The 13,079-nt window shown below is 69.6% G+C and carries 7 protein-coding genes, 1 tRNA gene and 1 pseudogene; 5 read left to right on the top strand and 4 right to left on the bottom strand.

The features are described from left to right. Positions 1-45: 45 nt before the first annotated feature. The 4 genes and pseudogenes from OG689_RS21660 to OG689_RS21645 all read left to right on the top strand — a co-directional run bounded on the left by OG689_RS21660 (position 46) and on the right by OG689_RS21645 (position 6,160). Positions 46-2,265 (top strand): (Fe-S)-binding protein, encoded by a 2,220-nt coding sequence (locus OG689_RS21660; protein ID WP_266322575.1) that lies wholly within the window; start codon positions 46-48, stop codon positions 2,263-2,265. A gap of 427 nt (positions 2,266-2,692) precedes the next feature. Further along, a pseudogene (locus OG689_RS21655) lies at positions 2,693-3,766 on the top strand (sugar phosphate nucleotidyltransferase); the annotation flags it as partial. Positions 3,767-4,091: 325 nt separating this feature from the next. After that, entirely contained in the window at positions 4,092-5,033 is a 942-nt protein-coding gene (locus OG689_RS21650) for a Yip1 family protein (protein WP_266322574.1), read from the top strand. Between the two features lie 236 nt (positions 5,034-5,269). Next, positions 5,270-6,160, top strand: coding sequence for a metal-dependent hydrolase (locus OG689_RS21645; RefSeq protein WP_266322573.1), 891 nt, complete (start codon positions 5,270-5,272; stop codon positions 6,158-6,160). A gap of 139 nt (positions 6,161-6,299) precedes the next feature. Here OG689_RS21645 and dcd read toward each other — a convergent pair whose 3' ends face one another. Next, positions 6,300-6,875, bottom strand: a complete 576-nt coding sequence (gene dcd / locus OG689_RS21640; protein ID WP_073929122.1) for a dCTP deaminase — start codon at positions 6,873-6,875, stop codon at positions 6,300-6,302. Positions 6,876-7,528: 653 nt separating this feature from the next. Between dcd and OG689_RS21635 the strand changes: the two genes are divergently transcribed. Further along, positions 7,529-7,599, top strand: a tRNA-Gly gene (locus OG689_RS21635). Between the two features lie 583 nt (positions 7,600-8,182). Here the strand turns inward: OG689_RS21635 and OG689_RS21630 are convergent. The 3 genes from OG689_RS21630 to OG689_RS21620 all read right to left on the bottom strand — a co-directional run bounded on the left by OG689_RS21630 (position 8,183) and on the right by OG689_RS21620 (position 12,975). After that, the gene (locus tag OG689_RS21630) at positions 8,183-11,803 is read right to left on the bottom strand and encodes a trypsin-like peptidase domain-containing protein (RefSeq protein ID WP_266322572.1); all 3,621 of its coding nucleotides are present in this window, start codon (positions 11,801-11,803) and stop codon (positions 8,183-8,185) included. 85 nt (positions 11,804-11,888) lie between these two features. Further along, on the bottom strand, positions 11,889-12,191 hold the full coding sequence (locus OG689_RS21625) for a trypco2 family protein (RefSeq protein ID WP_266322571.1): 303 nt from the start codon (positions 12,189-12,191) through the stop codon (positions 11,889-11,891). A 175-nt stretch (positions 12,192-12,366) separates the two neighbouring features. Next, a complete protein-coding gene (locus OG689_RS21620; protein WP_323189317.1) occupies positions 12,367-12,975 on the bottom strand; it encodes a site-specific integrase in 609 nt (202 codons plus the stop codon). Positions 12,976-13,079: the final 104 nt, after the last annotated feature.

The following is a 13,079-nucleotide window of genomic DNA, read 5'->3' as shown; positions in this document are numbered from 1 at the left end:
CCCTCTATACACAGCTCGACCCCAGCCGCAGGAGACGGAGAGCCGATGCAGCTAGCAGCGATCGTCATCTCGCTGGTCACCACTGTGATCGGCACCGCGCTCGCCGCCCGTGCGGCCGCGTACATCTACAAGGTGGTGAAGACCGGTTCGCCGGACGCCACCCGCACCGGCAACCCGGTGCTGAGGGCGAAGACGGTGGCCGTCGAGTTCCTCGGCCACACCCGGATGAACCAGTGGGGCGTCGTCGGCGTCGCGCACTGGTTCGTCGCGGTCGGCTTCTTCACCCTGATCACCACCCTGGTCACCGCCTTCGGGCAGCTCTTCGACGCCGAGTGGACGATCCCCGTGATCGGCCTCTGGCTGCCGTTCGAGATCTTCACCGAGCTGGTCGGCACCCTGACCACGCTGGGCATCGCGACCCTGATCGTGATCCGGCTGCTCAGCCTGCCCGGCCGGGCCGGCCGCAAGTCCCGCTTCGCCGGCTCGATCGCCTGGCAGGCCTTCTACGTCGAGTACACGATCCTCGGCATCGGCATCTGCATCATGGTGCTGCGCGGCCTGGAGGGCGCCCTGGCCGGCGTCGAGTCCTACGAGGCCGCGTACCTGATCTCGTACCCGCTGGTGCTGGCCTTCAAGGGCCTCTCGCACAGCACCCTGGAAAACCTGATCTACCTGTTCGCGATGCTGAAGATCTGCATCTCCTTCGCCTGGGCGACCACCATCGGCGTCAACCCGTCGATGGGCGTGGCCTGGCACCGCTTCCTCGCCTTCTTCAACATCTTCTTCAAGCGCGAGGAGAGCGGCTCCGTCGCCCTCGGCGCGCTGCGGCCGATGACCAGCGGCGGCGCCCCGATCGACTTCGAGGACCCGGCCGACGACGCCGTCTTCGGCGTCTCCCAGGTCGAGCACTTCTCCTGGAAGGGCATCCTCGACTTCTCCACCTGCACCGAGTGCGGCCGCTGCCAGTCCCAGTGCCCCGCCTGGAACACCGGCAAGCCGCTGTCGCCCAAGCTGCTGATCATGAGCCTGCGCGAGCACGCCTTCGCCAAGGCGCCCTACCTGCTGGCCGGCGGCGGCAAGGACGCCGAGGGCAACGAGATCGCCACCGCCGAGCAGCTCAAGGACGTCCCGGCGGCCGCGCTGGCCGAGGCCGAGCGCCCGCTGATCGGCACCGCCGAGGAGAACGGCGTCATCGACCCGGACGTGCTCTGGTCCTGCACCAGCTGCGGCGCCTGCGTCGAGCAGTGCCCGGTGGACATCGAGCACATCGACCACATCGTCGACATGCGCCGCTACCAGGTGATGATCGAGAGCTCCTTCCCGACCGAGGCCGGGACGATGCTCAAGAACCTGGAGAACAAGGGCAACCCGTGGGGCATGGCCACCAAGGCCCGTCTGGACTGGGTCAAGGAGCTCAAGAAGGAGACCGGCATCGAGGTGCCGGTGATCGGTGAGGACATCGACCCCGCCGAGGTCGAGTACCTCTACTGGGTCGGCTGCGCCGGCGCCCTGGAGGACCGCGCGAAGAAGACCACCAAGGCCTTCGCCGAGCTGCTGCACACCGCGGGCGTCAAGTTCGCGATCCTCGGCAAGGAGGAGACCTGCTCCGGCGACTCCCCGCGCCGCCTGGGCAACGAGTTCCTCTTCCAGATGCTCGGCGCGCAGAACGTCGAGACGCTGAACGCCGCGCTGGAGGACGCCCCGGCCAAGCGGATCGTCGCGACCTGCCCGCACTGCTTCAACACCATCGCCAACGAGTACCCGCAGCTGGGCGGCCACTTCGAGGTCATCCACCACACCCAGCTGCTGCAGCACCTGATCGACGAGGGCAAGCTGCTGCCGGTCAACCCGGTCGAGGGCCTGATCACCTACCACGACCCCTGCTACCTGGGCCGGCACAACAAGGTCTACAGCCCGCCGCGCGAGATCATGGACAAGGTCCCCGGCCTGCGCCAGCAGGAGATGCACCGCCACAAGGAGCGCGGCTTCTGCTGCGGCGCCGGCGGCGCGCGGATGTGGATGGAGGAGCGGATCGGCAAGCGCATCAACAACGAGCGGATGGACGAGGCGCTGTCGCTCAACCCCGACATCGTCTCCACCGCCTGCCCGTTCTGCCTGGTGATGCTCTCCGACTCGGCCAACGGCAAGAAGAACGAGGGCGCGGCCAAGGAGCACCTGAAGGTGGTCGACGTCGCCCAGCTGCTGCTGGAGTCCGTCAAGGCGGCGCCGACCGCCGAGGCGGCCCCCGAGACCGTCGACGCCTGACCCCTGCCGGCCGGCCCGCCACCCGTGCGGGCCGGCCGGGCGGGGTGCCGCGGGAGCGGCGCCGTTCGACAGTTCTGCTACAAGTTCGACCACAGGTTCTACTACGACCGGGCCCGGTCCGCGCCTCCTCGGCGTCGGCCGGGCCCGGTCGTCCCGGGGCCGCGCCCGGGCCGTGGCCGGGGCCTGCCCGGGCCACCCCCGGGGTCTCGTCCGGCGTCCCGTCCAAGGCCTCGTCCGGCTGGACGTCCCGCCAATCGGGCGGGCGCCTGACCGGGCCGCCGCGGGAAGGAAATACAGTAGGCGCCTGACCCGCGCCGTGCGGGTCTGTCCCGCACCCGGACGGACCGGGCGGGGACCACCACCAGCGGGGGCTGCAGCCGCACCGGCGGCGGCGCCACACCGGAGCACAAGGGGAACAGCGCAGACCATGACCGAGGCGATCATGCTGGTCGGCGGCAAGGGCACGCGACTGCGCCCGTTGACGACCCACACCCCCAAGCCCATGCTCCCCGTGGCGGGCGTCCCCTTCATCGCACACCAGCTGGCCCGCGCCGCGGCCGCCGGTGTCACCCGGGTCGTGCTCGCCACGTCCTACCTGGCCGAGGTGTTCGAGGACCACTTCCAGGACGGCACCCCGTACGGGATCGAGCTGGTCTACCTGACCGAGCGCGAGCCGCTGGGCACCGGCGGCGCGATCCGCAACGCCGCGTCCGGCCTGACCTGCGGCCCCGACGAGCCGGTCCTGGTCTTCAACGGCGACATCCTGTCCGGCGTCGACATCGCCGGCCTGCGCGACGGCCACGTGGCCGCCGGCGCGGACGTCACCCTGCACCTCACCCGGGTCGAGGACCCGCGGGCCTTCGGCCTCGTCCCGACCGACGAGGACGGCCGGGTGCTGGAGTTCCTGGAGAAGCCGGAGACGCCCGAGCAGATCGTCACCGACCAGATCAACGCGGGCTGCTACGTGTTCACCCGTTCGGTGATCGACCGCATCCCGGCCGGCCGCGAGGTCTCGGTCGAGCGCGAGACCTTCCCCGAGCTGCTGGCCACCGGCGCGCTGCTGCGCGGCGTGGTGGACACCTCGTACTGGCTCGACCTGGGCACCCCCGCCGCGTTCGTCCGCGGCTCCGCCGACCTGGTCCTCGGCAAGGTCGACTCGCCCGCCGTCCCCGGCCCGACCGGCGACGCGCTGCTGCTGCCCGGCGCCAGCGTGCACCCCGGCGCCGTGCTCAGCTCCGGCACCGTGGTCTCCGAGGGCGCGGTGGTCGAGGCCGGCGCGATCGTCGAGGGCAGCGTGGTGCTGCCGGGCGCGACCATCGCCGCGGACACCTTCGTCAAGGACTCCATCGTCGGCGCCTACGCCGTCATCGGAGCCCGCACCTCGCTGGACGGCGCCGTGATCGGCGACGGCGCGACCGTCGAGGCCGACAACGAGCTGCCGAACGGTATCCGGATCGCCTGCGGCACGCTGCTGCCGGTCGGCGCCGTACGGACCACCGCGGGCCCCGGCGGCTGCCCGGCCGGCGCCTCCGCGGCGGCCGCCGTCCACGCACCGCGGGTCGGCGCCCAGCACTAGGTCCGCCTCGGAGACTCGCTCCGTCTCGGAGACTCGCTCCGCCTCGGAAAGGCCCTGGCGGGGGTCGGACGCAGGCCCCCGCCGAGGCACTCCCGGAGTCCCTCCCGGCCCCTCCCGCGGGCTCCTTCGGGCCGGGAAACGGCGGCGGGAGCGCACCGCCGCCGCGGACGCCCGTCACAGAGTCGCTGCAATCCGGCCCCGGACCCTTGATCGACCGCCACCGGGGCCGAAGGACCGGTACCTTCGGAACGTGGCTGGCAATCAATACGACAACGGTCAGGGCGCCGATCCCCGCAGGTGGACAGCGCCCCCCGGGGGGCACCCGCAGCAGCAGTACGGGCAGGCGGACGGACCCGAGTACTTCACCGCGCCGCAGGGCCGAGGCCCCGCGGCCGGCCCCGACGGCTACGACCCGTACGGCGCCGACCAGCCCGGCCACACCCGGGCCTTCCCGGTCGGCGACGGCGACCCGTACCCGGGCGGCCCGGACGGCCCCCCGCAGGGGTACCCGCAGCCCTACCCGCCCGAGTACCGGCAGGACGGCTACGGCCCGCAGGGGTACGACCGGCAGGGCTACGGCCCCGAGTACGGGCAGGACAACGTCGCGGTCTACCGGGCCGGCGGCCAGTCGGCGCCGCGGGTGGCCGGGCCGCGCCCGCGCTGGCGCGAGCTGCTGACCGGCCTCTACCGCTCGCCCTCCGCCACCTTCGACCGGGCCCGCGACCACCAGGTCTGGCTGCCCGCGCTCTGCGTCTCGCTGCTGTACGGCGTGCTCGCCGTCCTCGGGCTCGGCCTGACCCGCAACGACGTGCTGGACTCCACCTTCACCGTCGCGCTGACCGCCCTCGCCGCCTCCGGGGTGGTCTTCACCCTCGCCGGCGGCATGCTGGGCGCCGTCACGTACGCGCTGGCCCGGCAGTTCGGCGGGGACGGCCCGTGGCGCTCCACGGTCGGCCTGGCCGTCCTGATCGGCTGGACCTCCGACGCGCCGCGGCTGCTGCTCGCGCTCTTCCTGCCGGCCGACAACCTGGTCGTCCAGGTGGTCGGCTGGCTCACCTGGCTGCTCTGCGCCGGTCTGCTGACCGCCATGGTGCGACGGATCCACGACCTGCCCTGGGGCAAGGCCGCCGGAGCCGCCTCGCTGCAGCTGCTGGCGCTGCTGGTGCTGATCAAGCTGCCGACCCTGGGCTGAGGCCGGGGCGCGGGGCCGTACGGGTCGAGGCACGGGACGGGGACGGGTCGAAGCACGGGCCCGGGACGGGTCGAGGCACGGGCCCGTCGAAGGTGTACGCGGGTGTCCGGACGGGCCCCGGTGCTTGGCCCCGTCCGGGGGAGAATGGCCGGGTGGGCCGCCGGCACCGGGCCCGCCCCGCTTCCGGCTCCTCGGAGCTTTTTCCACCCACCCTCGTACCAGTGCACGGAGCCCGTATGACCCTCCCCACCACGCACGTCAGCTTCCCGGCCGGGGCGGTGACCGGCGAATCACCCGTCCTGGCCGTCCAGCCGCTGGCCGACGGGCGGTACGCCGTCGTCACCGCCGCGACGCCGTTCCACCCGCTCGACCACACCTGGCCGGACCAGCCCGCCGACACCGGGACGCTGACGGTCGACGGCGTCGAGCGGCCCGTCGTGGACTGCCTGACCGGCGCCCTCGGCCCGGACGGCGGCGACCTGCTGGCCGGCGCGGACATCCCGGTCCGACGCGGCGACGAGCAGTGGTCCTGGCTGGTCCTGCACGTGCTCACCGACGACCCGGGCGATATCGTCGGCCGCCCGGCCTCACTGGCCGTCGACGCGGGCCGCAGGGCCGCCCTCAGCGCCTCGCACAGCGGCTGCCACCTGCTCGCCCTGGCTCTCAACGCCGCTCTCGCCCCGCGCTGGCGCAAGGACCCGGGCCGCGCCGACGCCTTCGGCAACGCCGACTTCGACAGCCTGGCGATGGCCTCCTCGGTGATGGACACGGAGGCCAGCACCGACACCTACCGCCTCGGCAAGTCGCTCAAGAAGAAGGGCTTCACGGCCGAGGCCACCGACGAGCTGCCCGCCCTCGCCGAGGCCCTGCCCGCCGTCACCGAAGCCGTCAACGACCTGCTCGCCACCTGGGTCGCCGCCGACGCGCCGGTGCGGATCGAGACCCCCGGCCCCGAGCTGACCGCCCGCCGCCAGTGGCACTGCGAGCTGCCGGCCGGCCCGGCGCAGATCTTCTGCGGAGGCACCCACCTGCACCACCTGGGGGAGCTCGCCGAGCTCCGCACCGAACTGCGGCTCTCCGAGGACGGCAGCGAACTGACCGCCGTCACCCGCCCGAAGCGCGCCTGAGCCGCACGCATACCCGGCCGGGCCCGGTGCGGAGCCTGTACGGGCCTCGCCCGTACGAGTGACGGCCGCCGGCCCCGGACAAGCCTGCGGGCGGCCACCCCCGAGGGGTGACCGCCCGCTGCTGCGTTCTCCGCCCGGATCAGACCTGGCTGCGGTGGAAGTTCAGGTGCGAGCGCGAGGCCGTCGGGCCGCGCTGGCCCTGGTAGCGCGAGCCGTACCGCGCGGAGCCGTACGGGTGCTCGGACGGCGAGGAGAGCCGGAACAGGCACAGCTGCCCGATCTTCATGCCCGGGTACAGCTTGATCGGCAGCGTCGCCACGTTCGAGAGCTCCAGCGTGACGTGCCCGCTGAACCCGGGGTCGATGAAGCCCGCCGTGGAGTGCGTCAGCAGCCCGAGCCGGCCGAGGCTCGACTTGCCCTCCAGCCGGGAGGCGACGTCGTCCGGCAGCGAGATGACCTCGTACGTCGACGCCAGCACGAACTCACCCGGGTGCAGGATGAACGCCTCGTCACCCTCCGGCTCGACCAGCCGGGTCAGGTCCGGCTGCTCCTCGGAGGGGTCGATGTGCGGGTAGCGGTGGTTCTCGAACACCCGGAAGAAACGATCCAGCCGGACGTCGATGCTGGAGGGCTGGACCATCGAAGGGTCGAAGGGGTCGATGACGACCCGACCCTTGTCGATCTCGGTTCGAATGTCCTTGTCAGAGAGCAGCACGCTTCGAGGTTACGTGCACCGGACGGCCCCGGACGAATCCGCCCGGGGCCCGACACCACCTCGCCCGGCCTCAGGCCAGGAACTCCGCGGCCTCCAGCCGCAGCGCCCGCTCCAGTTGCGGCTCCGACAGCTCCCGCACATCGGCGAGCACCGAACTGCGCATCCGTCCACACTGCGGACACCGGATCAGTCTCCCCGGCCCCAGTCGCGCCGGGCCGAGATTCTGCATCGGGAACGTGGTGGTGCTGAACAGGTGCCCCTCGGCACAACGAACGACGGCGCGCTGCTCCATCGGTCCCCTTCCCATTCTTCCCCCGTACTCATGGCGTCCCGACGGGATTCGCCTCGCGGGACAGCGACACATTAGGGGATCTTCCGGACATTCCGCACAGCGGCTCGCCGCCCCCGGGAAGGCACCGCCGGGACTCTCCACGCGACCAGAACAGTACGCCCCCGCACCCCACCCGGGGGCGCTCCGACGCGACTCCCACCCGACTCCGCCACACCCCCACCGCGCCGGCCGACCGGACGACGCGGGACCGAGAACCCGACACTCACGACCGGCGGCGGCACGGCTGCGAAGGCCGCTACAAGCACCCGCGACGATGGGGTAGAGTGATCGTGGATCGAGCGGTCTCATGACGGCTCATCAGGCGGGCGTAGTTTAATGGTAGAACATGAGCTTCCCAAGCTTATAGCGCGAGTTCGATTCTCGTCGCCCGCTCAGAGGTAAAGCCCCAGGTCAACGACCTGGGGCTTTCTTGTTGTCTGGACCAATACTGGGCCGTCGTGCCAGATCCGTGCCAGAAGGCCGCTGGTGCGGCGCCTGGGTAGCGGATTTCGGCTGGTCGATCCGGCTCCTGGAGCGTGTGGGCAGCGTCGTCCCAAATGGCGAACTCCACTTCCTGTGGCCTTCGTCACGCGCCCTGCCCGGGGCGGCTGCTGATCACCGTGGCGGACGACCGCTCGCCGCCGACCACCGCGGGCGCCCAAGCTCACTTGTCGGTGTTCGACAGGATGATCCGCCGGTGAGGCTGCTGGCGATCGTCGTCAGCGGGCGGTTCCGAGGGCATCGGCGAGGTGGGCGTCTTGCCCAGGCGAGAGGCCGAAGTGGGCGGTGGGGGCACCGTTGAGAGGGGCCGCCTCCTTCGATGTGCTCGGTCTCGGTTTCCCGGGGGAGCGCGGAGCGGGGCCTTGGCAAGGGCACCATGACCTTGAACGGAGTGTCGATGGCGGTGACGCCGGCGATCGGCGTGCGCGGCCTAGCCTCCAACGGCGGCCCATGAACCGCACCCCTGTCCGAATGCTCAGGAGCTGTCGGAGCCGCGCCTAACCAGCTGTGCGCGCAGGCGGGGTGCTGGCAGCGCATCCGGGTGCGTCAGGAGCGATTCTCGTGCGCGGCGAAGAGCGTCCTCTTCGACCTCGCTGGGTAGGTCATTACGTTGCAGAAGGTGAAGCAGGACGAAGGAGGACCTTGGAGAGGCGCCGCGCGTAGTCAGCCATCGTGCCGTGTGCGCCAAAAGTTGGGACAGCTGGGCCGATGAGAGGTCCTGCCGTTCCAGGAGTGCACAGAGGATCTCTCGCGTCTTGTTGCTGGAGTTGGTCGAAAGTCGCTCCAGCCCTAGCGTGATCGCTCGCGAGGCTTGTTCGGGAGTCAGGTCCGATCGCCTCAAGAGCGGGCATAGAAAAGGTCTTTGATAATGGAACGTTGTATACCTAGTGCATTCTTCGAGGGCGAGCTCGATCCCGAACTGGGCCTGGTCGGGCCGGAGTCCTGTTCGACGACTGAGTAGCATGCCGATGAGCGAAGGCTGGGCGGGACGGGCTCGAAGCTCCACCATTGTGAGATCAGCGACGTTGGCCAGCTGCTCTCCGACCAATTCCTGCCGCCATAGCATTGCTTGGAGGACGAGTTGGCGGTCAGTAGCCGTCTCGTTCAGCGTCAGCCACTGGAAAGCCCGCGAGATGATGGGACGGGCTTCTTCAGGCGTCAGATCGTGTTCGAGTAGCCGTTGCAGCGCAGCAGCCGCCGATGGCTCGGTGAGATCGCCGGCCAACCGCTTCAGCAGCTTGACGCCTTTGCCGGAAGCCTCGCTGGCCAGTAGGGCACGCAGAACGTTGCTCCGGTGGACGCTAGACGGATGAAGTGTGCTCCAGGCCTCGACATATCGGGCCGTCCTCTGTGCCTGCTCGGCCGTGAGCTGGCACGCCTCGAGCACAGCGCGCAGCACAACACCGGCGGTGGGCACGGCAGAGTGGTTCACTGAAAGCCAGTCGAAGGCGAGTTCGAGCGCAGAGTGTTCTTCGAGCGCCGTTAGGCTGTGACAACTCAGGAGCGCGCCCAGGAGTGATGCGGCGGCGGCGGCGGCGCTGGCATCGCGATGATTGGTGAACCAAGTAAAGGTACGATCGACGGCTGCCCTTCGATATTCGACTGCCAGGTCATCGTGCTCCAGAAGGCGGCGTAGGACGGCAGCGCTCGATTCAGGCAAGCGGCGCGGACTAAGCCAGTCGAACACGCACTTCATCACCTGTTCCACTCGGTGTGCGTCGTGGTCTCGCTTCAGCAACTGCCCGAGTATCAGAGGAGCGGCGCGCCAGCTGGCGTGCTCACGAACCCAGTTGAGGGCGTAGTCCACAGCCAGCTGTTCCTGGCCGGACGAGAGATCACTTCGGTCCAGCAGCGCCCTGATGACATGGTCGGCATCAGTCTGCTCAGCTCGTCGGGACAGCCAGGACAGTGAGGCTGAGACGAGTGGCTGCGGCAAGTTCTGCGGGTCACTGAGGGCCGTGTCCAGGAAATGCCTTGCAGCGTGGTCACGCTCGGCCCGGACCAGCCAGGGTCGGACCAGATCGTCCCAGACCTCCAGAGTCGCGGACTTCCAGGGCGAGTTGAGCACCATGGTGAGCAGGGCATGCTCACCGTTCTTGCCTGCGTGCTCCAGTAGCTTCCCCAGCGTCGTCGCGTTTCGGGTGACCCAGTTCCGACAAAACCGCTCGAGGGCGCCGGACCGGTCACCCGGCCCCTGTCCTTCCAGGTCAGTGGCCAACCGTCGCAGGTGGTCGGCGATTAGGACGAATGAGCGGGACCGTCGAGACGTGGCGTCGAGAAGGGCCTCAGCTGATGCGTCGTGGACGCTCCAGCCTGGTGGCGGCAGCATGGAATGGAGCACCAACTCGTCGGTCACGATGTCGTGAACAACATGGAGCTCTCCCTCGGACTCGTCCATCCACCCCAGCGAGAGAAGGGTATCGACGACGTGTCGTCCGCCCGTGATCGCTGGATCGGCGGAGGGACGGGCGGCGAGCAGTGCGTCGACCGCGTCCTCCACGGCCTGGCGAGGCTGCGGGCAGATACTGACGGCGGTCGCGAAGGCTATGTGTGCGAGGTCCGGAACCGTGGTGGCCAGTGGGTTGGTTGCTTCTACCGTGTTGACGGGTGCCAATGCGTCCTGCCAGATTCCCTCCCTGATCCAGCCGATCAGCTCTCCAGGGCGGACCCGCGTCAGGTCCGGGGCAGGGCGGCCAGCTGTGAGTCGGCGCTCGAGCGCGTCAGCGATGAGTAGGGCGGTGACCGGGCGACGCCCGCACGCCCGCGCGAGTTCCGTCGCTCCCCATCGCTGCAGCGATCTCGGAGCGACTTCATGCAGGATGTGCGTGATCACCGTGGTCTGATAGTTATCGTCCTGACGCAGGAACACCTCGTCGAAGAAGAGTCCTGCACCACGTTGGTGGAGCCTGCGGCGGGCACCCGGACGTATCGATGCGAGCGCTGCCACATGGACACCGAGCCGTTTGGCCTCCGGCAGGAAGCCGTTGACGAGCACTCGCAGGTCCAGCTGCGGGCAGGCGTCGAGGTGGTCAAGCACGAGCAGAACCCGGGACCGATCGCCGCTGAGCACGACCCGTGAGAGGTCCTCCACTGTCACGGAGTTGTTCGCCTCAACGTGGAAGACCTGCCAGTCGGCTCGATGGGCGGCCTCCGCGACTTCGAAACAGGTCCGGGTCTTTCCCACGCCAGCCGGTCCGACAAGAAGGACACCGCGTGGGTCTGCGGCGGAGAGGTGGCGGAGCAGGTTCTGCGGATCGGCTTCGTGGGAGGAGCCAGGGCTGATGAACGAGAGCTGGCCCTCCGTAAGGTGAGTCCGTCGGCCATGGAGTCCGCGGATGACCTCGTGGTGGGTGTGGATCTCCCGCAGGTGCGTGTCCGCGCCCTCGGGTTTGGTCACCGGAACAGGATCTGGATCGACACCGTGGGCGCGGAGGTAACGGACGAACTTGGGATCGCGGGGCAGACCTTCAAATCCCGTCGCCGTCAGACTTGCCGTGCCCCCGAGGACGTGGTGGCTGCTGCACACGCCGATCAGTACGTCGTCATGAGCGAGTACTCCGGCGCCGGAGAAGCCCGTCCACGGCGAGCTAACGCGGTGCTCGTCGGAAGATGCCTCGGGAGGCGGAGAGCTCAGCGAGAGTTCCATCCCTGCCCTGCCGAGGAACGAGCCGAGTAGCACATCGCCATTGATCTGCCGGGTTGTTGGCACGTTCCGGTCGAGAGCGAAGTCCGGGAAGCCGACAGCCGTGAACTGGACGGTGCCGAGCTGGACGGGCAGGACACCGAGACGAACTGGCGCTAGGTCATCCTGGTCGTCAGACAACACGAGCAGGGCTAGGTCGAGGGACGGGTCCTGGTGGCATACCACCAGCTCAACGGCATTGGGTCGGCAGTCCCTGTCCTTGCGAGTTGCGGTCGCTGCCAGACGGATCTCGTAGGCGTAGCGGTCGGATTGCTCGAACGCGTGGCCCACGGAGATGGCGAGACTGCTCGTGAGAAGGAAGCCCGACGCGAGGAACTTTGCTTGGCCAGTGGTCCGGTCGCGTTGGGCGACCATGACCACCCGGTCCAGCACGCCGTCCGGGCCATGCCGCATGCCCCGCCTCCCGCCAGCCGTTCGGACCGTCCTGGAAGGCTATCCCGGCTTCGCTCCGCCCGGCTCACCGGTTGGCCGCACACGATCAGTCGGGGAGCAGTACTCCGGCGTCGGAGCTGGTCAACACCGCTCCACCCTGGTCCGTCTCGGCCGTCAGCTCCAGGGATACCGTGTGCGTGGCGGTCGTGCTGCCGGCGGCCTTACCCCCAGCCGAGACCACCCAGAACCTGACGCCCCCATTGGCCTCAGCCGAGGCCGTGACGGCGACCTCGACGTCGAGCTTGACCGAGTTGACGCGTAGCCGTACCGGTGAACCCTCGCCATCGGCCATCGCGGTCGCGAGCTCCTGCCGAAGTGCCCTAATCGTGTCCGCGAGCCCGATCTCCATAACCGCCCCCTTCGGCTTGCCCCTCGTGCGCTAGGCGCAACTACGAGGTGATCAATGAGGTCATGGTAGGCCACGCGTGCCTGACCAGTTCGTGGAACGGTGAAACCCCGGCGAGGATGGTTGTGAGGCGTGGTCGTACGGACGTGCGGTCAAGCCTCACAACTGCCGAGGGGCGTTAGACGTGCCGGATAACCGGCTCGGTCGCGTTGTTGTCAACTGAGGGGGATCGCCGACCAGTGCGTATGTCGACGACGGCGGCGCTGATGCCGTTGGAGATCTTGGTCTGCTGCTCGGCGGTGGCGTGCTGGTAGATCAGCGCGGCGTGGACGGAGGAGTGGCCCATGTGCGCCATGAGGTCTTTGAGGCTGGCGCCGGTGCCAGCGGCGAGGACGTTGCCGGTGTGGCGGAGGTCGTAGAAGCGGAAGCCGTCCATGCCGAGCTTCGCGCGGGCCTTGCGCCACTTGCGGCCGAAGGTTGAGCGGCGGAAGGGGGCGCCGCGCTCGCCGATGAACAGCAGGCCGTCGTCCTCCTTCGCCGCGTACCAGCGCAGGTGCAGTTCGAAGTCGGGGACGATCTCGGGCGGGATGCCGACCGGTCGCTTGCCGGCCTTGGACTTCGGGTCACCCAAGACGCGCTTGCCGGTGGTCAGTTCGGGGGCCGCGCGGCGGATCCACACGACCCGCTTGACCAGGTCGACGTCGGAGCGGCGGACCTCGGCCAGCTCCTCGGGGCGGAGGGCCATGAAGGAGCCCATGAAGACCATGAGCTGCCAGCGCGGGCCCATGAGGTCGGCGAGCTGAAGGACCGCCGCGACGCCGGCCTCCCGACAACACCGGCAGCGGCGAAGCCGAGCACACGGATCGGCGCGGCACGGGCCAGGACGACCGT

The sequence above is a fragment of the Kitasatospora sp. NBC_00240 genome, from assembly GCF_026342405.1.
GTDB lineage: Bacteria > Actinomycetota > Actinomycetes > Streptomycetales > Streptomycetaceae > Kitasatospora.
The sequence above is the reverse complement of the archived record's forward strand: the minus strand, read 5'-3'. Positions and strand labels throughout refer to the sequence as shown.